We start from the raw sequence: 22,151 nt of genomic DNA, 5'->3' as shown, positions 1-22,151 counted from the left end.
GCAGCGTGTTTTCGACGAGCGTAGTCGTGGCTCTAGCTTGGCCAGGGCAGCGACTCCGCTGCTTGTCGCCGTCTTTCACCGTCGCAGTCCTTCACAAGTCTAATCAGCAAGAAGCACCGATTATGTCTGCATCGACTCTCGCCGCCTCCGCGACTTCAGCGCCGTTCGAAATCTATAGCGACGAGTTCCGTCGCATTCTCGGTTCCAACCCGCAGCTGGAGTTGCTGTCGAACGATTTCAAGTTCTCTGAAGGCGTCTGCTGGGTCGAGCAAGGACAATTTTTGGTCGTCAGCGATTTCCTGAATGATCGCGTGATGAAGTGGACGGAGCGCGAAGGCCTGACCGTCTATCGCCAACCGGCACAGACGGCCAACGGCAATGCGGTTGATGCAGAGGGGCGAGTCATCTCCTGCCTTACCCGCGCACGCTCGGTCGTGCGGTTTGAGCATGACGGGTCGCAGACGGTACTCGCCGATTCCTACGACGGGAAGAAGCTAACGTCGCCCAATGACGTGGTGGTGAAGAGCGATGGGTCCATTTGGTTCACTGATCCCGACTACGGCTGGTTGGTCGCTGAATTCGGCCACTGCCAACCGCCGGAACAACACCGCAACCGCGTCTACCGGGTGGCGCCCGATACGCTGGAAGTCACGATCGCCAGCGAAGACTTCGACAAGCCGAACGGCATCTGTTTCTCGCCAGACGAGCGAATCCTATACATCGGCGATACCGGCATGACGCACGGTGCGTTTCGCCCGCACCGGTTGATGGCGTTCGACGTGCAGGCTGACGGCCGCACGCTCTCGAATCCGCGGCTGTTCGCCGATATCAATCCGTGGGTGCCGGATGGTTTCCGTTGCGATGTCGACGGCAACGTCTACGTCGGGGCGGGCGATGGCGTCCAGATCTTCAATCCGGCGGGCAAAATGCTGGGCAAGATTTTGACGCCTGAAGCTGTCGGTAATCTGTCCTTCGGCATGTCCGATAAGCAGACTTTGTTCATCGGCGCTTCGAGCTCGCTCTTCGCGGTCAAGCTCCAGACGGCAGGCGCGAAGTAAGCCTCGCTGTAGCCCCGGGCTCCGCCCGGGGGTGGGTTTCCAAATCGGTAGATATTGTCGCGCGTAGTGCTACCCGACCCCCGGGCGGAGCCCGGGGCTAGAAGACGAAGGCGCTATCGCGACCTGCCCTGCCCTACCCCAGCCGGTTGATCTGAGCGAGCACGTCGGCCAGCACATGCGCCGGTCTCAGCGTTGCGTCAATGCGATGTACCATGCTCGCCGGGTAGGCTTCGAGCAGCGGAGCTGTTTCCTCTTCGAAGAGCCGGAAGCGGTTTTGCATCACTTCTTGAACGCCGTCGTCGATGCGTCCTTCCACCAGCGAACGGTGCGATAGGCGTTCGCGAAGCACGTCCAAGTTGTTGCATTCAAAGTAGAGGACGGCTCGCACGTCGACGCGTTTGGCTAGTTCGTCGACCTGGCTGCGCGTGCGCGGCACGCCGTCTAGCACGAGCTGCTTCGAGTAGCCGAAGGTTTTGTCATTGTGCAGCAAGCTCGCCAGGTGCGAATCGAACAATCGCCAGAGTTGGGCATCGCAAATAAACCCTCCCTGCGCCAACGTGGCCTGCCCATCGACGTCGAGCAACTTTTCCGTCATCGACTGGCGAATGACGTCGCCGCTCGAAATATGGGCAAACCCGTCGATTCGATTGAGAATCTTGCCGATTGTTCCTTTGCCGGAGCCTGGGGCGCCGACAAGCACGACTCCAGAGAAGGCAGCGCGAGTCGCGGGCGATTCTTTTATTGACAACTTTCGGCCGTTAACGGCCGCGACTGCGGGGCGATCGTAGCGTCGCTGATCGGCAGGGGAAAGTTCTAGCGGCGCCGTTGGCGGCGTTTCGCGATGGGCCGATTGGATGTGACGGATGGCAGGCGCTTGCGAACGCATGAGGATTGAGTGCGTCGTCGCATTGGCGCCATCGCGGCAAATGCCTCGCAGCAGGCTGGAGTCGCTGATTCCACTGGCTACGAACAGCATGTCGTGTCCCCGCGCCAAATCCGCAGAGCGATAGATGCGGTTGAGACGCTCTCCCCAACCGTCTGCTTGCAATTCGGCAAGCTCAGCGGGATCGCGAGTCCACATCCGGCCCAACATTTCGCCTCCTAGGCAGCGTAGCCCGACGGCAGCGAGCACCGCTTCGGGGCCGCCGCCGATGCCGGCGTACAGGTCGATGCCCGAAGAGGCGATGGCGGGGGCCAGGGCCGCCAAGATGTCGCCGTCGACGATAAGACGCAGCGTCGCGCCTGCTTCGCGCGCTCCTTCAATAATTGCTTGATTGCGGGGACGATCTAAGCACATCACAACGACTTCATGCGGCTTTTTCTTGAGCGCTCGCGCAGTCTGTGCGATCACGTCGCAGAAGGGTGCGTCGATGTCCGGCCGCAGCGATGGGTCGTTTCGGCAGGCGGCTTCCATCGCGGCCGGATAGGCCAGTTTCCGCATGTAGAATGATGGGACTAGCTGCAGAGCCGGGGTGTTTTCGTCATGTCGAATAGCGGCGGCGATGCAACTAATGGCGTTAGGGAGTCCTTTGCTGAGGTTCGTCGTCCCGTCGAGCGGATCGATCGCAATGTCCACGCGCGGCGTCTCGTGTCCCCACTTGCCGACTTTCTCGCCCTGGAACAATCCGGGGGCGTCGTCCTTAATTCCTTCGCCGATGATGATCTCGCCGCGCATCTCCATGCCGTCGAACACGGATCGGATGGCGTCGACGGCGGCCGCGTCGGCGGCGTTTTTCTCTCCACGCCCGATCCACTTCGCGCAACACAACGCCGCGAGTTCGGTCGCCCGCAGGAAATCGAACTGCAGAAGGTCGAGATGAATGCGGGAAGAATGCGGGAGCGGAGAAGTAACGTTTCGGGTGACGGGCGAAGCGTCGCGAGCGGCGGTGATTAGGCTCATCGGTAATCCGTGCGAGTAGAGGCCGAGCTGCGGGTTTTCCCCGGACAGCGTGCCGAGCCAGTAATTGTATTACAATTAACTGAATTGTAAGATAATTATCGTGCCGCCCGGCGTCAATCGACGTTCGCTTTATTGAGGCCAAGCGATCCGTTAGTTTTCTCGAAAACGCCCCCTTCCGCTGCGTATTTAATTGTAATATAATTTGTGCTGTAGGCTGACTTGTCGCTGCCGCGGCTTTGGTTTCGCGGCTGCTAGTTTCTTTCTCTTTTCCCACACGAATCGTTCGTCGCTGCAAGCTCTCGTCCCGTCGAGAGTCGAGACTTCCTTGGCGGTGCACCGGCCGTTGCTTCCAGAGAGGCGAAGCCGTCGCGGTCGCGGAAGCCCGGACGTCGCCAGTTTGAGAACGCCGTATCTTGTGCCGCTAACTCATTTGCCGTTAGCTCCCTGTTCGCCCAGAGAACTGCAATCATGAAATCGTCTGCTCTAGTGATGTTGTTGGCCGTTGGCTGGATGTCGAGCGTTGCGCACGCGGACACAGCCTCTTCTTTTTTGGCCGAGGGCGAACTTGCGTCCTCGACGCGTTGGGCCGACGAGCACTTCGGCGGCGACGTCGCGAAGCTGCCGTTCAGCTTCAAGTTGGGCGATGAAAGTTCGGCCACGGTGCTCGGCCGCTCGAAGCCGACCGTGAGCAGCGAGAAGCTTGGCGACTATGCCGTTCGCCGGACGCTGAAATGGAACGATGCAAAAACGGGGCTCGAGACGCAAGTCGTCGCCGTTGATTACAAAGACTATCCGAGCGTTGAATGGACCGTCCGCTTCACGAACGTCGGCAAGGAAGATAGCCCGATCCTCTCGGAGATTCAGGCGATCGATCTGACTCAGGCGATTCCGCTTGATGCGAAGGCGACGCTGCATCATCAAAAGGGTTCGACGGCCGTTCCCAACGACTTCGAGCCGTATCAAACCGCGCTCGACGTGGGCACAGACAAGAAGTTCGCGTCCGCCGGCGGACGCGGTACTAACGGCGATTGGCCCTACTTCAACGTCAACTGGGGCAAGCAAGGGCTCATCGTGGTCATGGGCTGGCCCGGCCAATGGAATCTCAGTATGCAGCGGAACGAAGCCGGAGAGCTCATCGTCCGCGGCGGCCAAGAGGCGGCCCATTTCAAGTTGCACCCGAACGAATCGGCCCGCACTCCGCTGATCGTCGTCCAAGCCTACGACGGCGATTGGATTCGCGGCCAGAACATTTGGCGCCGTTGGGTGGTCGCCCACAATCTGCCGCGTCCGGAAGGCAAGCTTCCGCCCGCGCAAATGGTGGCGTGCAGTTCGCATCAGTTCAACGAGATGCTCAACGCCAATGAAGAAAACCAAAAGCAATTCATCGACCGTTACCTCGAAGAGAAGTTTCCGCTCGACTACTGGTGGATGGATGCGGGCTGGTACCCGAATGACGGCACGTGGGTCACGACCGGCACCTGGGAAGTGGACAAGAATCGCTTCCCGAACGGTCTGCGCGCCATCACCGATCACGGCCATGAGAAGGGCGTGAAGTCTATCGTCTGGTTCGAGCCGGAACGCGTCGCGCCGAACTCGTGGCTTTACAACGAACGCCCGCAGTGGCTGCTCACTCCGCCGCCGAATCCAGGCAATCAAGCCTACGACGAGCGGTGGCGCCTCCTGGACTTAGGCAACAAAGAAGCTCGCGAGTGGCTCACAAAGCACGTCAACGATCTGATCGAGAGCCAAGGCATCGATCTGTATCGGCAAGATTTTAACGTCGATCCGCTGATGTTCTGGCGGAATGGCGAGGCCGAAGATCGGCAAGGCATTGCCGAAAATCACTACATTGAAGGCTACCTCGCCTACTGGGACGGGATTCTTGCCGCCCATCCGAACGTCCGCATCGACAACTGCGCGAGTGGCGGTCGGCGGATGGATCTCGAGTCGATGCGGCGCAGCGTGCCGTTGCTACGTAGCGACTTCCTGTTCGAACCGACCGGCCAACAAGCGCACACCTACGGTATTTCGCTGTGGATTCCCTATCACGGCACGGGAACGCTAGTCGGTAAGAGCGCCATCGGCCTGAACACCGGCGAAGGCGTTAGCGGCTACGACTTCCGCAGCCACATCGCGCCGAGTTTCACCGCTTGCTGGGACCTCCGCGACAAGGCGCTCGACTACGACTCGTTGCGTCGTTTGGTCGGCGAATTCAAGAAGATCTCCCCGCTCTACTCCAGCGACTTTTACCCTCTGACGCCGCACAGCCTCGCCACGAACGAATGGATTGCTTGGCAATTCAACAACCCGGAAAAGGGTGAAGCGGTCGTTCAGGCCTTCCGCCGTCAAGACAACGAGGAGCCGGAAAAGTCGCTGAAGTTGCAAGGCCTCGACCCAGCCGCACAGTACCGGATTGAGCCGCTCAGCGGCGGCGACGCCTGGACCGAGTCGGGCGCGAAGCTCATGGATCAAGGGCTGAACGCGAAACTCGGAGAAAAACGGAGCGCGGGACTTTATTTCCTGACGAAGGAACAAGGGGGTTAATCCCGTACTTCAGGCGTTTCGCCAAAGCGGCGTCACCGACGCCTGCGTTGGTTCGTATTAGTTCGTTAGGCCTTTTCGTCCATGCGTCTGGCGATGAACGCCGCGCCGCGGTTTACGCGGCGCGGCGTCCAGGCGTATTCCTCACAGATCCTTATCGAGGAGCCCTAGATGTCTCGCATCACCTGTTTCGTGGTTGCGTTGGCCGTCGCGCTGGCCAGTCGCAATGCTCAAGCGATCGTCTACGACTGGGTTGCCGGAGTCGGCGATAGCAACCCCAGCCAAAACGGACCGTGGAGCTACGGCACGTTCTTTGCGCTCGGGCAGCCGTTCGAGGCGGCCGAAACATCGACCGTGACGACTTACGACGGCCAATACGTTCAGGTTCAGTGGATTAACGACCTGTCGGCCGCCAATCTTGAATTCAACATGACGAACAACTGGGTCTACGATCCGTACGGCGGGGCGCGGGCCCCGCGCTCGGCGACGCTGCATCCCGGCAGCAGCGCCGAGTATGCCGTCCTCCGGTTCACGGCGCCCACCGCCGACTTTTACACCTTCGACGTTAACTTCACGGGGAACAGCAGCGCCGGGACGACCAGCGATGCCGTGATCCTCGTCAATGGCGTCACGCAGTTCAGCGGCTTGGTTTACAGCACACGCGTCGGCGAGACGTTGGGCGTCGGGCAGCACTTTGTCACGCCGGCGCCGATTCAGCTCGCTGCCGGCGGCACCATCGATATCGCGGTCGGTGCGGGCAACAACGGCTATGCGTCCGATCTCACCGGCATCGCTGGCTTCATTGCCAGCGCCTCGCAACCGAAGGGCGACTACGACGGCGATGGAGACGTTGACAAGGACGACCTGACGGTCTGGAAGTCGCAGTTCCATGCCGCGTCCATTCCTCCGGCGCCAAACGCCGACGGCAACAGCGACGGCGTCGTCGACGGCAAAGACTTCCTCCTCTGGCAGCGTACGTTCGGTCCAGCGGCGTCCTTCGGAGCCGCAGCGGCCGTGCCCGAGCCGGGCTGCGCCGTGCTCGCCGTTATGGCGTGCGCGTCGCTCGTCGCCGTGCGGACGCGCCGTCGCGGTCTGGTTGGCTGAGTTAAGCCTTTTATTTGCCCCTCATCCATTCAATCAAATTCCTGATTTCGAGGGATTATCATGATTCGCTGCTTCCTACTCGCGCTCGTCGCCTGTGCGGCTCTCGGTTCGCAGTCGGCGTACGCTGTCATTTACAACTGGGTCGACGGCGTCGACCGCATCAAAAACCCTAGCACCGCCGGGCCCTGGACCTATGGGTCGAAGGCGTCGCTCAGCGCGGCGTTCGTCCCCATGCGTAAATCAGTTTTCACCAGACGGCTCGACGACCTAGTCTTCGTCCAGTGGATCGACGAGGGCCCGGGCGCCAACCTCGAATTCAATCTCCGTGACAATTTTGCCGAAGACGCCTACGGCGGCGGTCGGCCGGCTAATTCGTTGACCATCCATCCTGGCGCGGGCGGCGTCTACGGAGCGTTGCGATTTACGGCGCCCACTGCCGGCGACTACACGTTCAACATCAGTTTTACGGGCAACAACTCGATTGTCGCCCCTTCGACCGACGTTCACGTGATGATCAACGGCGCCGACAGTTACAGTGGAGCGGTGAACGCGATTCGCGTGGGCGAAGTCCTCGGCGCTGGCCCCACGTTCGTTCCCGCCGCTCCGATTCACCTGAACGCGGGCGGCACGATCGATCTCGCCGTCGGTGACGGCGGCAACGGCCACGGCTTCGACCTCACGGGGGCTTACGGGTATATCGAGCGCGTCGGCGGAGCGGTCGCATCGGTGCCGGAGCCAGCGTGTGCGACGTTGGCTGGTTCCGCCCTGCTGGTCGGGCTGGCGCAACGCCGCCGGCGTCGGTAGGCCCGGCGTCGATAGGTTTCGTAGCTTCTTTCAAGCGGACGTATGAGAACGACGTCCCCAGTGCAAACGCGCTGGGGGCGTCGTTTTTTTATGCTTGTGCGCGAGGCCGCGAAACTGATGCCTGGTGACTCTCACGGCGCCGGTTTGCGGTGCGATGTTCGAGTCCGACCTGCCGGCATGCGAGTACGTCGCCGAGGCTAGCCGCACACCCGGGCAGGGACCGGATGTGCGGGCTGGAACGCATAATTGTCCTTATTCGCTTGCGGACAACTGCAAAACAGACGATTCAGCCACCAAGTCTATGAACTATGGTTTCGCACGTATTGTGTTACCGTTACGTGTTCACGTAGGGATTTCGGATGCCGTATTCGCACTTGTCAGACCATCCAGTACATTCGCGCAATCTGACAATTGAGCGCTGTTCGTGCGGAGCCCCTGTTTCGCTGGTCAAGCCGTCGCGTCACCTGGCGGCAGCGCCTTGGCAATGCCTGCGTTGCGGTTCGGTGCTGCTGGCTAGCCCGCAGCGGCGCGACGGATCTGAATTTCACGGCGGGGTGCGCCGATCCGACTTCAACACGATTTACAAGTCCGTTACGCCACGCGCCGACGTCTCGCCGTCGCACCTCAGCGACGAAGACATTGAGCAGTTGCGCAACTGCACGAAAAGCGTCGAACTGCCGTCGCACGAGTTGCGCCAGTCGCAGCGATACGCCGTGGCGGTTCCGCTCAACGTCGTGACGCTCAACGAGAAATTTTGCGTGACTGGCGCGCCGTCGCTCGCCTACTCGATCGACATCAGCACCGGCGGCATGTCGCTGCTCTATCCGAAAGCGACTGAGGCGGCGCTCTACGCGGTTGAGTTTGCGGATGGGTTTCTCAATATCCCTCCGGTGATCTTGCGTCCGATTCGCTGCTCGCGATTAGGCAGCGGCTTCGCCATTGCCGGCGACTTTGTTTGCCGCGTCGACTACTAGCGGCTGGCGGACGTTGGCGATCAGAGCAACTTTTTCGGCTTTTAGATGCTGAGCGCCTGCGCTACCGCTTGGCGACGCTGCGCCGCCGCGCCGCTGGGACCGGCGGCGCTACAGCTTTTCGATTTCGTCCGCGATGGCGTCGTAGCCGTACTTCCGCGCAACCGCGATCAATTCTTGAGGTTGCAGGTTTTCGCAGGGCCCAAGATTTCCCGCCGTGGCGGTTAGCTCTGCGACCTTGAGCGCTAGCGCTTCGGCCAACGACTCGCATTTGATTAGCCGGCCGTCTACCTCAGTGGTAAACGGCCCGGATGTTCTCTCGCTTACTACGGACGAACCCATCGCGACTGCCCTTCGCAACAGTTACCGGTGTGTAACGGTTGCGTAGCAGTATAGACGGCGCGTCAGCCGCTAGCGATTGCAATTCGTCGGTTTGCGATTGCGGTTTGCCGTTTTATAGGCGCCCTTCTCGCGCCCACGGCAGCGCATCGCGAATGAAGGCTCCGTTGGTCCCTCGATTGATCGACAGCACGGTTGCCAAGCCATCGTGAAAACAGCGAACTTCTTCAGCCTCTGGCGGGGCGGCCGATCGATCTTGGACGTAGTACCAACGTCCTCCTTCTTCCCAAGCGAAGACGTTTGGCAACCGCGTGTAGGCAGGCATAGGCGCCGAATCGAATCTGGGGAGAACGACAAATCCACTTCACTGACGGCGGAACTCTCTGCAGTTGCGCCGAAGGTCCGACAGGCGATAGCCGTCGCGTTCCGCCGATCCGCGCGATGCTCGCAAACATGTCGCTGTAATAATAGATGAATGTATCGAATTAGCCATTGCGTGTTTCCGCGGTGGAAGCGACCATATTTGCGGGTGAACGCAATTAACCGCGGTTGATGCGAATGAAGGCGCGCTCAGGGAAGCGGGCGTCGAATCGAGGCGGTCGCGTGCGGCGGAAGCCTAGGCCGCGATGTTGATTGATCGGCGAGCACCGACGAGCAGCAACGAGAAAGCTGCGAACCTACTCGGAAAGTCGATGTTCACAATGCCGCCGGCGGAGGGCCCGATTGATCGAGAAATCGAAGCGTTTGCTGGGGATGGCGGCGGCGTTGTAGGGAGAATCGCGTTCGCTGACGATCGGTTATCATGGCGTCAATGTCATCGATTCGTTTCACCATTCGCACCATGTTGTGCCTAACCGCCCTTGTGGCGGCGCTGGTCGCAATTGGGACGGCGGTCTTTCGGTCGCTTTGGCCCAATGAACTTGACGTAGAGGCTTGAAACTGGCGCCTTTTCATCGACGTTAGGAGTCGTCATGGCGGGCCTGACGGCTTGGCCGATTGTCGTCGGCGTCCGGGCAGTGGCGTTCCGGCTTAGCAGACCGCCTAACGATGAATCGGACGATGTGCAAGCTTGATAGATTGAAGGACGCTGCCTAACGCAGCAACTGATTTCATGGCTAAGCTTATCCGCTATACCTTGGCGGCAATTTGCCTCGCGGCGAGCGTCGGGTGCTTGGCGTTGTGGCTTTACGGACGCTTGACGCCTTGGTGCATTACCGTTGAGATAGTACATTCGCCAGCGTTCGTGCACGTGACGATTGAACGCGGAAGGTCGCTGGTCAATTACCAGCTGCACCGCGGTCTGGCGAGCTTGCCTCTGTACGGTGTGAACCACTATTACAGAATGCCCGATTCCGCAACCTTCGAGGGCACGACGGTTGCCAAACAAGAACTGGCGGAATGCGGCGACTTCGGGCTTGTGCGGAATAATCTTCTCTTCCCGCTCTGGTATCCCGCTCTAGTCTTCGCCCTAGCCGCGGTTGCCGCAATTCGCGTTGGTCGCCAGTTCACGCTGCGGTCGGCGTTAGTGGGAATGAGCGTCGCCGCTGCGTTGTTGGGGATGGCGGTGGCTCTATAGACGCACTCGCTTTGGGGTTGTACATTTGTGCACATCTGGGCAAGGTCTACGACGGACACCGCAGCATGGACTCAACCGCAATTGAACAAGCGGCGCACGCAACTCACCACGGCACAAAGCCGTTTCCCGAAATCGTCGGTATGTTGATCGCCGCGGGCGTCGAATATTACTTTGTTGACTACACGGCGCTGGCGACGACGTTCTATGGGAAAGGTTGCGTCGTGACTTGTCCTGTTCGATATGAGGACATGCCGCCAATCGCCGATGATTTTAACGCTGACGAAGTCAAGGCGGCCATTCTCGACAGCCAACGCCACGGCCAAGTTCATCGCGATTTCTCACGTCGCGTGATGGCGGCTGGAGTGCAAGGTTACTTCGCCTTCCTGCGCGGTCAGCGTGTTACTTACCTTGGTAGGCAAGGCGACCAGCATACCGAATGGTTTCCTGGCGCCGGGCCGTCGAAGTTGGTGCAATGAAAAAACCGTCGCCAGTTCCTCCTGAAGGACTGGCGACGGCCCTTCTTGTCTTGCTCACGTCAATGCAGCCTATCGCGAAGGCCACGGAGCGAAATCGCTTCGTCCGGATTACAGCCGGCAGCGAGCGTTTTAGGGTGGAGGCGATCGCAACTCAGCAGGTCGTAGAACGCTCTCGGTTTAAATTTCTAGCCAAGTATCTCCTGCCAGGACGAGCGGGCGCGCCGAGAGGGGGTGGCGCTCGAACAGTTCTAACGTCTGGGCAACGAGCCTTCGCCGCTGGACGTCAAGTCCAATGGCGAAGGCCCCAGGGCAATTAGCTGGGCGGGAGTAACGCATCGGCCGCCGCTTGCGCTTCGGGGCTGATCGTGACGGCGTCGTTGGGCGAAGCTTGCGGAGCGAGCCCGTTGTAGGGAAGAAGCGTTCTCGCTATTTGTTCGAAGAGATTCGCCATGGGCATCGCTGGGGCTTCGGACAAAACTTTGGATGCGACCCAGCTATCGGACGAGGATGGAACCGCGCCAGAGAATGGGAATGAAACTATGGGGATGGAGTTCTGCTGTCCCTCCATTCTCTCCCAAAGCCCTCCTTGAGGTCTGTTCGGGTTGCCGATGAGTGTGAAGTTGAGGTTCCCGCCATCTGATCGGTCTGGGGTGTTGCGCGCGAACTCCGCGGCAGCGCTCCAGCCTGTTATCGCAGACGAGTTCGAATCCTCCGCAGTCGCGAAGGCGGAGGTATACGCGTCCCCGGCATTGGACGTGGTTGAAGTGGCGGGGCCGGTGATCTCGCGATCCGCCGTCGCGTCCGCGCCCGCTCGTGGCCCGCTCGGGCTCCCCGCAGCGACGAAACCGATTGGTTTCATGTGACTACCCTACGAAAAGTACTGAAGAAGAGATGAGATGGAATTAACAAAAGCCTACTGTGCGAAATGATGCGGAGAGGCAACCGAGGGGCGTTGCGAGAAGGCGACGCGCTGGACGGCCTATGCAGATTCTGCGGTCGCGGACGGGCCTCGCCGTCGTCACAGCCCTCGCCGCCCCTCCTCGCGGACGCCCGGCTGTTCACACACTGAGTCAGGCAATGGAAAAGCCGGACTCCCCGCAGTCTCTCGCTGGAGACTTAGTGACAAAAAGTGAGAAGTCGATCGGCACGGCGGAACGTCTATTTCGACGAGCGCACGAAAAAACCCTGCGTCTTCGATTTGAAGTCGAGAAACGCAGGGTTTTCAGAAGCGACGCTGACGGGGCTCGAACCCGCATTCATTGGTTTACTGTCGAACTGCGAGCGATCTCTCTAGGGAGCGCTCCGTGTATACGCTCGTCCCGGACGTCGCGAACGCAAAGTGATCAAGCATAGCCCGCCGTAGGCGGAGATAGCCAGCGCCAGCGTCGTTGGTTCGGGGACAGGCGGCGGCGTCCAATTCGACGGGATGACAATCATCGCTTGGGGCGAAAAAAACGACGTGCGGGGAAGAAGCAATGACGTTTCTCCTGTGGACCCGTCGATCAGTGTCAGGCCGTCGGAAGCGTCATTCACCCAAATATCGCCGTGCTCATCAACCGCGAGTGGCGCTGCCCCGAAGAGCGAGCCGGCTTTGATCGTTGTGTTGACATTTGTTTCAGGATTGAAGCGAACGATCCCATCCACAAAGTTGTAGGTGATCAAGTCGTCGTTTGGGGAGACTCCCAGCAGGCTCGTGAATCCTAACTGTGCCTGGGGATACTGCGACATTTCTCCCGTCATCAAGTCAATTCGCTGGACGCCTCGAAAGAACTCATTGACGTACACTTCGCCATTCACGCCGATGGCCACTTGCCTCGGCACAAACTGATTCGGAATGGGAATCGGCGAAATCGTTCCAGACGCACGGTCGAACCTCGCGAACACGCTATCCGTGCCGCCGGTCCAAACATCGCCATTTCGACTCGCCGAAGTCGTTTGCTGGAAGAGTAGGAGATCGCCGTCCGGGAGCATCGAGAAATTAACGCCGAGCAATGGCGTTGAAGCCGGCGGCGTTAGTGGCGCCGATGTCCCAGTACGCGGGTTTAGCCGATCGATCGAATCTAGGCGGCCTTTGAAAAGAATCGAACCATCAACGTCGATTGCTAGGTTCTTTGGAGCGCCTAAGAGCGTCGGCCAAGGCAACGAATAGAGCTGATTCGAGGATGGATCAAACTTAATCCATCCGTTGAAGAAATCGCTAATCAGCAAGTCGCCGGGCGCAAGTCCCGTAGCTGTCGGCAGATTGAGCGGTGCGGCCGCCACCTCAAGTTCAGGGGCCGCGAGACAGGTGCTCAGCGCAAGCGCGCAGCACCACATAAGCGAGCGTTTCATTAGGCGTCTCCTTCTGTTCCGAAAAGAAGAGTTTCACGAACTCGCCTGGGATTGTAGTTAATTAGGTTGAAAATTGCACTCTTATTTTCCACTTTCAGCGAGTGCATCGACAATAGCGGCGACTCACAGCGAGGGCCGAATGCTTCTTGAAGTCGAGAACGGATTCTCGAAGTCTTACGGCCCTCAGTTGACCGGGAGATGACAAGATCGGTGCGTTGCCGATTTCGCCAATCGACGGCTAAGGGGTTCACGCTGCTGCTAAGCCGGCTACCAATCGTTATGCCGCTAAGGAGAAGGCTGGCAGGATACTACCGCACCCGTTGCGGAGGGGGCGGGAAATGGGCGTCCCTCAAAAAGAACTTCGCGCACGAAAAAACCCCGTGATTTCGATTTGAAGTCGAAAACCACGGGGTTCTTCCCAGCGACGCTGACGGGGCTCGAACCCGCAACCTCTGGATCGACAGTCCAGTGCTCTAACCAATTGAGCTACAGCGCCGTGTAGCGAGAGAGGCCGTGACGGGGCGTAAGGTTCACGGCAGTCAGAAGTTCCGACACCGGCCTAGCCCGCCGCGGGGCTCATTGGCCAGGGGGCCGAAGCACCCCTGAAGCAAGAAATATAGCTCGCGAACTGGGGATCGACAAGCGGGGTGGCGGCGAGCGAGGGGCTGTTTTTGAACGCGAATCGGCGACCGCTGGCTCTACACGCCGAAGCCCTCATTTTCGGGCCAAAATTGCTGCGACTGATGCTCTCCGAGCAACGCCGTGAGCAAGAAATTTTTCCGCACATTTGCCCGGTTGTTGATCGCGCCAACGGGCGACCGCACCGCCTTTAACGGTCGGGCTGGCCCCACTCCAGCACCTGTCCGTCAGCGAGGAGTTGGTCGCGGAGTTCTTTGTAGTCGACCGCCTGGATCGCGACATCGTCGTCGATCGCGAGCGCGGCGGCGGTGGCAGCCGATTGGCTAAGCGTCATGAAGACCGGCTCCATGCGGATCGAGCCGAAGGCGACATGGCTGGCGGAAAGCGCGAACGTGGCGAGCAGATTGTCGCACTCGCCCTGCTTCGGCACGATGGCGTCGTAGGCGATGGGGTACGGACGCGGCACGGAGACGCTGTTGCTCCCTTCATTGACCGGTTGGCCGGCGTGGACGATCCGCCGTACGGCGTGCATGTCGATGCCGTAAGTCCCGAGGCCGATCGAGTGCGGGGCGACCGCGGCGCCGGTGCAGTGATGCTCGGTCATCACGAAGTCGCTCACCATGCGGCGGGCTTCGCGCACGTAGAGTTGGTGCGGCCAGCCGCCGGTGTCGAGGAACTCGTCGCGGCACAGGCCGAAGCGCGACGTCTCGGCGCGGACTTCCGGCGGCGAGCGCTTGTCGGTGGCCAAGAAGTGGAACAGGCCGCGGAGGTAGTCCTCGTGGCGGCGCGTGATTTCGGCGCGCTTGGCCGGGCTGGCTTCGGGGTACTCATCGGCGCCGCCAATAAAGTCGGTGGAGATGGGCCAGCGGTTGTTGAAGTCGTATTTGCCATTTTGCAGCGGATCGTATTTCAGAAAGCTGCGAAGCGTCAGTCGCTCACCTGCCGCTTGCCGCGCGGCGATCCAGCGGGCGAGGAGTTCGTAATTCGCGGCATCGTAGTCGGCGGGCGGTGCGATGGGGAGACGGTTGGCCGCCCGATCGGTCAGACAGACGCGGTAGTTGTAGCTCTGGATTCTGCGGTCCGCCGCGCCAACTTGGCCGAGGTCGCCCGCTTGCAGTAAGTAAGGAAGCAGTCCGCTCGCGGCGTCGCCCCTCGTGCGGTACGGATCGAGCGGCACGACGAACCGGCCGGCGGGAGGTTTCTTCGCCGGGGATTGGATGCCGTTGGCAGTTTCGCCGTACTGGGCATTCGCCTCACGCCCGAGGGTGGACGAAACGCCGGCGGCGGCGAGCAGGTCGCCTTCGTAGGTTGCATCGATAAAGACTCGGCCGGAAAACCGTTGACCGTTGCCTGCGACAAGCGCTGTGATGCGATTGGCGCCTTTCTCGACGGATGCGAGAGGCGCGGAATAATAAACGCTCACTTTGGCGGCAGCGACGAGGTCGTTGAGAACCTTCTCGGCAACTTTCGGCTCGAATGAGAGCGAGGCCGGTTTGGCAAAATCAACCCCGACGCGAGTCGCATCGTCGGTTGCGGGCGGAGCGAATTCTTTGCCGGGAGCAACGCCGTATTCGGCCCCAATTCGCCGGTAGACTTCCCGCGCGAGTCCGCCGATCGCGTCGATGCGATCGGGAGCGTTACCGACGTCGGTCCAACTGAGGCCGCCGGATGTCATGCCGCCGAGGTGGCGGCCAGATTCAATGATGATGGCGGACTTGCCGAGACGCGCCGCTTGGACAGCCGCCACGACGCCGCCCGATGTGCCGCCGTAAACGACGACGTCGGCGACGATTGATTCGGCGGCATGCACGCTACGAGCTGTGGCGGCGCAGAAAGCAAACGCGATGGTGGTGGCGAGGAGGACGTGCGCAGACATGTCGGTGTTCAGCAGGTGCAACTCGCCGCCACAGGAAATAGCAGGCCGCTGGTGCGAGCGAAGCAAAAGAGACCAGTGCCATCTAAACAGATGGGCCGGCGGCTCGCAACTAGCAGAGGCCGACTAGCGGGCCTCGGCGAGTTTTAAGAAGTTGGCGGGGTCTAAATCCGCTGGCGGCACAGGAGGGCTGAACGCCAGCTGCAGAGGCGTCGCCGAGGAGCCCCGGAGCGAGTCGTGCCAGATCTCGGCGAGATGGCCGGCGTTGCGAAGGCCATAAAGCTCACGCAACGCCGCATCAACGCCGCGCGATTGTTGCAACTCCGCGAACTGCAGCAGCTTTTCGGGCCCGCCGAGTTGCAGCAGGCAGCGGACGACAGAAGCGCTCTGGCCGTAGAACGCAGGCCAGTCTTCAGCCGCGGGATACTGGCGGAGCGTGAGGAGCGACGCAAGCGGCAAGGCGCGACCGCTCGAGAGGCTGCGACGAAGATCGCGATCGTGCAGTTGCTGCTTCTCGAGCGAATCGAATTGCAGCGCCATGCCTTCGTCACACCACAGCGGGAGCGCGGGCGAATGATCGGCGAGAAGCACGTGGCAGAGCTCGTGCGGCAGCGCGGCGGTGAGGAAGTCGTCGACGTCGCTGCGGACGTCGATCTGGCGCGACGCGATGCCGCCCTGGGCGCGCTTCACGAGCGCCGACGCCAACGTCGTGCGTCCGGCCGCGCCGACGGTCGCTTCGTACGACTTGCTGCTGGCATGCAGTACGACGTGGCATCGCGGGTTCCAAGCGGAGGGCTTGAATCCACACTTCGCGGCTAACTCGCTGCGTAACTTTTCGCAGGCCTCCGCTGTCTGAAAGGCACCGGCGGCGCTCTCCAGAGAGCAGACTTGGAAGTTCACGGAGGTCGCCACATACCAAGCGCCACGGCGCTGGACAGCCGTTGGAGGAACTACCGCAGTGGCGGCCGCACAGGGGGATCCGTAGGTAGGGGCGTTCGCCTCACATGGTTCGGTCGCGCGAACGCCCGCACAATGCAGCAGGCCAATCGCGAGGATCGCGGCAGTTAAGCGGCAGGAGTGGGGGCGACGGGGAGGCAACGATTTGTCCGAGGGAGCGGGCGGTGATGGAAACGGCAGTTCTGCTCCCTTAGGCAATGCCCGTGCCTCGTCGCTGGAAATTCGCGAGGATGCCGCAAGTCGATGGGGCGATAAGAGTTGCGGCCACAGCTCCCGTGCCGGCTCGCTGGAGGACAAACGCTGGCTGCTGAAGAGGGGGGCGACCGCTGCCTGTACCGAGGGCGCCGAGCGTCGGCGGTAGATGCGGAGGCAGCGTCAGAAGCGGCCCAAACGGGTCGCTGTTATCGAAATTACATCTGCGTAAGGTAGCCCCGATTGGTCGGGCGGTTAGCCAGTTCCAGTCGTAGTATTCAATGAGATGTCCTTCATTGCCCCGACCATCCGTTGCATGATTGCCGCCACGCTTGTCTGCGGACTGAGCGTCGGCACGTGCTGCTCTCCAGTCGCCGTGACGGCGACGTTGGAAGGCAGTCTGCCGGCGACCTCCTGCACGTCGAGATCAGCGTTAGCGACTAGCATGTTTCGCGTCGACCGAGCCGCGTCGCGGCCGGTGGTACGCTGCGGCGGCGGGCTAATGGCAAGTCGTTCCGAGATCGAGTCAAGCAATCAACTCGCTGCGGAGAACGCTTCTCCGCGTGGTCGAAGTGACGACGCGACGGCGAAGGCCTCGCATACCTCAGCAACCGCTGCGTCTTTCGCGACGCCGGCGCGAACGCTCTATTCCTTCCGAGTCTGTTGGCGGGTGTGAAGCGTTGGACGCATGCATCCGCAGCGTGAACGCATAGGCATTCTCACCCTTTCCTTTGACGGTCGGTTCGCTCTCGAAGTTCTTGAGATCGGCCGGCGAATATTTCCCCGATTTTCAGCTGCTCTCGTCGAGCGACTGCGGGGACAAATGCAACCCAAATGTTTTGGCGGAGGTGTTCCATGAATACTTACAAAGGTTTGATTCTTTCGGCAGTGTTTGGTTCGATGTTGGCCAGCAGCGCGATGGCGGGCCAGGTGATCGGCACGGAGAAGGCCCGCGGCCATTTTGGCGGCGGCGGTTGGACGCAACTCCATGAAGGTCGCCATCACGTGAATCGCGGCTACACCGTTGCGCGCCAGAGCGCACAACCAGTCGTCGTACAATCCGCGATCTCGGCCGCGCCTGCGGCTCCCGCTCCAGCTGCGGTGGCACAGGCGCCGGCCGAAGGTCGTCGGTTCTCCTACGCTCCGACGCCGCAAGCGACGGCGTCGAGCCAACCAGCGACCGCCGTGCCGAGCATTGAACGCTCGACGACGGTGCAACCGACGTACTCCAGCGGTCGCTACCATCGCGCCCACGTCGACAAGTACGCGCTGCAGAAGACCGATCCGCGGAAGTACAGCAGCCGCTAAATTTTGTAGGTCATACAGCCAAGCCGTGCGACGGGCGGCCCACGCCCTGTGCTTGGCGCATCGGCCCAGCTTCGAACAGCCTTCGAAGCTGGGCATTTTTATGCGCGGTCAAAACGGGGACATTCTGCTTTTTCGAAAAGCAGAATGTCCCCGTTTCTATTTCCCCGGCAGCTGCCACACCGACGTATCGCCCGGTAGGTCGGTGCGATCGGCCGAGGCGACGCGCTTCACGAGAGCGGCGATCGCTGCATCTTCGGGATACGCCTTCGCGAGCGCATCGGCGGCAGCGGTGGCTTGCGGCCAGTTTTCTTGCTCGAGCGCGCGGAGGGCGGCGTCGTAGGCGGTGCGATTCTGCTCCCAATCGCGCCCGGCGTTGGGCACGAGCTCGTACAGATCGATCGGGTGGGCGATGTTCACCGCGCGAACACGCGCGAGCCGGCGGTTGGCGATCTCGGCGGGAAGCCGTTTGAGCGTCTCGCCCGTGATGAGGCAATCGGCGCCGAGATACTTGGTTGCCCCTTGGACGCGGCTGGCGACGTTCACCACGTCGCCGAGCGGCCCATATTTGAATTTCAGCGCGGAACCAGTGTTGCCGACGCGGGCGACGCCGGAGTTGAGGCCAATCCCGAGCCGCACCGGGGCGCCTAACTCAGCCTGCCATCTTGCCGAGATCGCATCGAGCTGCTCGAGCATATGCTGCGCGGCGAGGCAGGCCAGGCGAGCGTGATCGGTCTGCGGCGCGGGGGCGCCCCACATCGCCATCAGTTCGTCGCCAATGTAGTCGACGAGGACGCCGTCGTACGCGAGCACCGATTCCGAGAGGGCGCCCATCGTGTCCTGGATCCACGCCATCGTGCGGTCGGGGCCTAGCTGCTCGGCGATGCGACTGAACCCGCGGATGTCCGCGAATAGAATCGTCACCTCGGCGTTGCGGCCTTCGAGCAAACCGGGATCGCGCTGCAGTTGCGTCGCGAGTTGCGGAGTAAAGAACTGCTCGAACTGCACGCGGGCGGCCACGGCGGCTTGCTCTTCCTTCAGCCGCGCGAGCCCCGCAGCGATGCCGCTGGCAAGAAGTTCGACGAGCTTCGCTTCGAACTCGGTGATGATCGGCATGCCGCCGGTCCGCTCGCCGCTGCGGCGATCGCCGTAGAGCGCGCCGATCACCTCCCCTGCCCCGTTCAAGATCGGCGCTGCGACGAGCGCGGAGACGTTCTGCAGACTGCGCGGCGTGTCGGGGCCGGTAGGCGGCACATGGCGGAACGTGCGGCGATCGCGGCGTACCCAGCCGAGCAGCGTTTGGCTTGGCGCCCAGGCCGACTGGTTCTCCCCGGGGCGTTGGTCGGCGGCGTAGAGGGCTTCGGTTTTCCAGCGTCCTTCTTCACAGCGGAGAACGGCAGCGGCGTCGAGGCCGACAATCTTCACCGCGGCGCGGGCGGCCTGTTCCGAGAAGTCGTGAGCATTGGCGGCGCTTTGGAACACGCCCAGGATGGTCTCAAGCCATCGCAGCAGTCGTCCTTCGTCGAACGTCGCCCCCAGCATTGCCGCCGACGCCGGCGGCGCGATCCGGCCGGGGGGGATCGTTCGCTCGGGCAAGCCTTCGAGTTGCAACTGCTCGTCTTCGGGCGGGTCGACGCGGACGGCGTAGTCGCCGAACTGCAGCAGCACCGGCGGCGTCATCCGCGTGGCGGCTCCTGGTTCGAGCGTCTGATTGGGCGAGATCCGCACCAGTTGCGTGGCGCTGAGATTGCGAATCTGGACAAGCGCCGAGTCGGTCGGGCCCACCTCAACGTGCGAGCGGGAGATCGCGACGTCGTCGATCGGGGCGAGAATTACCCGGGCTCCCAACGCGCTGTCGATGCGAACCACGGGCGCCGGTTCTTCTTCGCGTTGGCGACCGATTTCAAGCGTCGTATCGAGCTGTGTCGCCAGGACGCGCTGCCGCTGGCGGTAGCAGAAGAGAGGGTAGATCGGCGCCGGCTCGGGGGAGGCGGGGGCTTCAGACTTCGAATCGGCTGTCGACATCGACGACACGTACCGCGGGCGAGAGGTGGAACACCGCAACAGGCCCAGTGTACTAGACGATCCGTGGGAATGGGGAGCGTTGCCAAGCAAACCGCTCAAATTCTGCGGCCCCCAACATTGGCTTCAGGCGAAACGCTGGGCTAGGATGGGCGAATGCGATCTTCCCCCCTCCTGCTTGCCGTTGTTTGCGCGCTCGCCTCCCTCCCCCGCCTCGCGACCGCGCAATCGTACGACCCTCCCGCCAACTACTACGCGACCGCCACCGGCACGGGGGCGACGCTCAAGTCACAGCTGCATGACATCATCGATGGTCATACAGTGATTTCTTACGACGGCGCGCGGTCCGCGCTGCAGGTGACCGACGCCGATCCCGCCAAGCCGGGCTATATGCTGACGGCCTACGATCGCACGTCGCTGCACGTCGCCGCGATCAACCCGGGAGGTTCGCCCCCCGGATGGGACTCGGGCGCCACTTGGAACCGAGAGCACACTTGGCCGCGGAGCCGGGGCGTCGAAACGAGCGGCCCCGATGACAGCGATTTGTTCGCGCTGCGGCCGGCCCTCACCTCCGGCAACGGCGACCGCGCCAACTACAACTTCGGCGGCACGTTCGGGCAAGCGTACGGATTGAAACCGTCAGGCACGAGCGATCGACCGTACTGGTATCCCGGCGACGCCGATGCGGGGATGATTGCCAGGCAAGAGTTTTACATGGCGGTTCGCTACGACGGCAGCGACAGCAACACGCGGAACTTGGAACTTGTTTCTGGCAATCCAACCGCATCCAATACTGCTGCGACGCTCGGGAATCTCGATAACTTGATTCAGTGGCACTACGCCGCCGTCCCCGACGCCTTCGAGCGTCGCCGCAATCAGGTGATCTACGACGACTACCAGCACAACCGCAACCCGTTCACCGATCGCCCCGAATACGTCTGGTCGATTTTCATGAACCAAACGAACGACAGCTCGCTGTCGTTCCAAGGGGGAACGACCGGCGCCGACGGCGGGTCGACGTTGGCGGTCGACATGGGCCGCGTGATCGTCGGCGGCGCGGTTCCTGCGGCGAAGAGCATCACGCTCAATAAGGCGGGGCTCAACGGGACGTATTACTCGGTGACGACGGCTGGAGCTGCCACGAGTACCGTCTCCGGACGCTATAACGCTTTTAACACGGGCGTGACCGGCAGCCGGTCAATCAACGTGGGCCTGACGACCTCGACCGCTGCAGCGGGCCTGAAGACCGGAACCGTGACGGTCGACAATCTCGACGTCACCAACGCTGGCGGGGCGGGCCGCGGGGCGAACGATGCCAACGACGTCGCCACCGTGAACCTCAGCGTTCTGAGCCACGCGAACCCCTCGTTCGCCGCGGGGAGCGACGCTAATTCGCTGACCTATGATTTCGGCACGATCGCCCTCGGCGGTCCTGTACCGACGTTCGCGTTCGACCTGTTCAACCTCGAAGCGACCGCCGGCTACACCGCGGGGCTCGACCTCGATGCGATCCTTGGCAGCGGCGATACCGCGGCGTTTAGCACGACGCTCTCACCGTTCCAAGGCGCCGCGACGCTTGCGGCGGGGGCTGGCTATGGTTTTACGGCGTCGATGAACACGCTCGCCCCCGGGGCGTTCTCAGTGACCTATTCACTCAACTTCTCCGACGAGAACCTCTCCGGCGCCGCGTCGCTGGGGGCCATGTCGCTCACGCTGAGCGGCGTCGTCTCAGCGGCGCCGGTCGACAATGCCGACTTCAACGGCGACGGCTTCGTCGACGGCGCCGACTTCCTGTCGTGGCAGCGCGGCTTCGGCGGCTCGGCGTCGCTCGCCACGGGCGATGCGAATGGCGACGGCTTGGTCGACGCCGCCGACCTCGTGATCTGGCAGACGCAATTCGGCGCCGGCGGTTCGCCGCTCGCGAGCGTGCCCGAACCGACGGCCTGCTGCTTGGCATTAGCGGCGGGGCTTGCCGTGACGGCGGTGCGTCGCCGCCGCGCCGCGTAGGTTCGGGCTCAAACTGCAGGCTCCTGCCTGTTTGCTTTTCGCGCCGCTTTCTGGCC

The 22,151-nt window shown here is 61.7% G+C and carries 18 protein-coding genes, 1 tRNA gene and 1 pseudogene; 9 read left to right on the top strand and 11 right to left on the bottom strand.

Going from position 1 to position 22,151, the window contains the following annotated elements:
- Positions 1 to 122: 122 nt before the first annotated feature.
- Positions 123 to 1,058 carry an SMP-30/gluconolactonase/LRE family protein gene (locus tag PLANPX_RS14485; protein ID WP_152099421.1) on the top strand — a complete coding sequence of 312 codons (936 nt, stop codon included), beginning with the start codon at positions 123 to 125 and terminating at the stop codon, positions 1,056 to 1,058.
- Between the two features lie 133 nt (positions 1,059 to 1,191).
- Here PLANPX_RS14485 and PLANPX_RS27395 read toward each other — a convergent pair whose 3' ends face one another.
- Positions 1,192 to 2,958 carry a nucleoside monophosphate kinase gene (locus PLANPX_RS27395; RefSeq protein WP_172992071.1) on the bottom strand — a complete coding sequence of 589 codons (1,767 nt, stop codon included), beginning with the start codon at positions 2,956 to 2,958 and terminating at the stop codon, positions 1,192 to 1,194.
- A gap of 468 nt (positions 2,959 to 3,426) precedes the next feature.
- On the opposite strand from PLANPX_RS27395, the gene PLANPX_RS14475 reads away from it, so the two are divergent.
- The 4 genes from PLANPX_RS14475 (at position 3,427) to PLANPX_RS14460 (ending at position 8,381) form a co-directional block, all read left to right on the top strand.
- Positions 3,427 to 5,502 carry an alpha-galactosidase gene (locus PLANPX_RS14475; protein WP_152099420.1) on the top strand — a complete coding sequence of 692 codons (2,076 nt, stop codon included), beginning with the start codon at positions 3,427 to 3,429 and terminating at the stop codon, positions 5,500 to 5,502.
- 168 nt (positions 5,503 to 5,670) lie between these two features.
- Positions 5,671 to 6,603: a hypothetical protein gene (locus PLANPX_RS14470; protein WP_152099419.1), complete on the top strand. Its 933-nt coding sequence runs from the start codon at positions 5,671 to 5,673 to the stop codon at positions 6,601 to 6,603.
- Between the two features lie 60 nt (positions 6,604 to 6,663).
- A complete protein-coding gene (locus PLANPX_RS14465; RefSeq protein ID WP_152099418.1) occupies positions 6,664 to 7,407 on the top strand; it encodes a hypothetical protein in 744 nt (247 codons plus the stop codon).
- 554 nt (positions 7,408 to 7,961) lie between these two features.
- Positions 7,962 to 8,381 (top strand): hypothetical protein, encoded by a 420-nt coding sequence (locus PLANPX_RS14460; protein ID WP_152099417.1) that lies wholly within the window; start codon positions 7,962 to 7,964, stop codon positions 8,379 to 8,381.
- 108 nt (positions 8,382 to 8,489) lie between these two features.
- On the opposite strand, the gene PLANPX_RS14455 is transcribed toward PLANPX_RS14460, so the two are convergent.
- Both PLANPX_RS14455 and PLANPX_RS14450 read right to left on the bottom strand, forming a co-directional pair.
- Positions 8,490 to 8,720 (bottom strand): hypothetical protein, encoded by a 231-nt coding sequence (locus PLANPX_RS14455; protein WP_152099416.1) that lies wholly within the window; start codon positions 8,718 to 8,720, stop codon positions 8,490 to 8,492.
- 112 nt (positions 8,721 to 8,832) lie between these two features.
- Positions 8,833 to 9,042, bottom strand: coding sequence for a hypothetical protein (locus tag PLANPX_RS14450; RefSeq protein ID WP_152099415.1), 210 nt, complete (start codon positions 9,040 to 9,042; stop codon positions 8,833 to 8,835).
- A 1,017-nt stretch (positions 9,043 to 10,059) separates the two neighbouring features.
- Between PLANPX_RS14450 and PLANPX_RS14445 the strand changes: the two genes are divergently transcribed.
- Both PLANPX_RS14445 and PLANPX_RS14440 read left to right on the top strand, forming a co-directional pair.
- A complete protein-coding gene (locus PLANPX_RS14445; protein WP_152099414.1) occupies positions 10,060 to 10,293 on the top strand; it encodes a hypothetical protein in 234 nt (77 codons plus the stop codon).
- A gap of 65 nt (positions 10,294 to 10,358) precedes the next feature.
- A complete protein-coding gene (locus PLANPX_RS14440; RefSeq protein ID WP_152099413.1) occupies positions 10,359 to 10,769 on the top strand; it encodes a DUF1398 domain-containing protein in 411 nt (136 codons plus the stop codon).
- 313 nt (positions 10,770 to 11,082) lie between these two features.
- On the opposite strand, the gene PLANPX_RS28035 is transcribed toward PLANPX_RS14440, so the two are convergent.
- The 7 genes and pseudogenes from PLANPX_RS28035 to PLANPX_RS14410 form a co-directional block, all read right to left on the bottom strand.
- Positions 11,083 to 11,220: a hypothetical protein gene (locus PLANPX_RS28035; protein WP_232536122.1), complete on the bottom strand. Its 138-nt coding sequence runs from the start codon at positions 11,218 to 11,220 to the stop codon at positions 11,083 to 11,085.
- Positions 11,221 to 11,280: 60 nt separating this feature from the next.
- Positions 11,281 to 11,628, bottom strand: a pseudogene (locus PLANPX_RS28455) (PE-PPE domain-containing protein); the annotation flags it as partial.
- Positions 11,629 to 12,059: 431 nt separating this feature from the next.
- Entirely contained in the window at positions 12,060 to 13,100 is a 1,041-nt protein-coding gene (locus PLANPX_RS14430) for a hypothetical protein (RefSeq protein ID WP_152099411.1), read from the bottom strand.
- 422 nt (positions 13,101 to 13,522) lie between these two features.
- Positions 13,523 to 13,596, bottom strand: a tRNA-Asp gene (locus tag PLANPX_RS14425).
- Positions 13,597 to 13,929: 333 nt separating this feature from the next.
- Positions 13,930 to 15,615 carry an FAD-dependent oxidoreductase gene (locus PLANPX_RS14420; protein WP_152099410.1) on the bottom strand — a complete coding sequence of 562 codons (1,686 nt, stop codon included), beginning with the start codon at positions 15,613 to 15,615 and terminating at the stop codon, positions 13,930 to 13,932.
- A 123-nt stretch (positions 15,616 to 15,738) separates the two neighbouring features.
- A complete protein-coding gene (locus tag PLANPX_RS14415; protein WP_152099409.1) occupies positions 15,739 to 16,524 on the bottom strand; it encodes a hypothetical protein in 786 nt (261 codons plus the stop codon).
- A gap of 492 nt (positions 16,525 to 17,016) precedes the next feature.
- The gene (locus PLANPX_RS14410) at positions 17,017 to 17,208 is read right to left on the bottom strand and encodes a hypothetical protein (RefSeq protein WP_232536121.1); all 192 of its coding nucleotides are present in this window, start codon (positions 17,206 to 17,208) and stop codon (positions 17,017 to 17,019) included.
- Between the two features lie 408 nt (positions 17,209 to 17,616).
- On the opposite strand from PLANPX_RS14410, the gene PLANPX_RS14405 reads away from it, so the two are divergent.
- A complete protein-coding gene (locus PLANPX_RS14405) occupies positions 17,617 to 18,069 on the top strand; it encodes a hypothetical protein (RefSeq protein ID WP_152099407.1) in 453 nt (150 codons plus the stop codon).
- A 156-nt stretch (positions 18,070 to 18,225) separates the two neighbouring features.
- Here the strand turns inward: PLANPX_RS14405 and PLANPX_RS14400 are convergent, their stop codons facing one another.
- Positions 18,226 to 20,091 (bottom strand): adenylate/guanylate cyclase domain-containing protein, encoded by a 1,866-nt coding sequence (locus tag PLANPX_RS14400; RefSeq protein WP_152099406.1) that lies wholly within the window; start codon positions 20,089 to 20,091, stop codon positions 18,226 to 18,228.
- 153 nt (positions 20,092 to 20,244) lie between these two features.
- Here PLANPX_RS14400 and PLANPX_RS14395 point away from each other — a divergent pair, with 153 nt between their 5' ends.
- The gene (locus PLANPX_RS14395; protein WP_152099405.1) at positions 20,245 to 22,095 is read left to right on the top strand and encodes an endonuclease; all 1,851 of its coding nucleotides are present in this window, start codon (positions 20,245 to 20,247) and stop codon (positions 22,093 to 22,095) included.
- The last annotated feature ends 56 nt before the right edge of the window (positions 22,096 to 22,151 follow it).

It is taken from the genome of Lacipirellula parvula, from assembly GCF_009177095.1.
GTDB lineage: Bacteria > Planctomycetota > Planctomycetia > Pirellulales > Lacipirellulaceae > Lacipirellula > Lacipirellula parvula.
The sequence above is the reverse complement of the archived record's forward strand: the minus strand, read 5'-3'. Positions and strand labels throughout refer to the sequence as shown.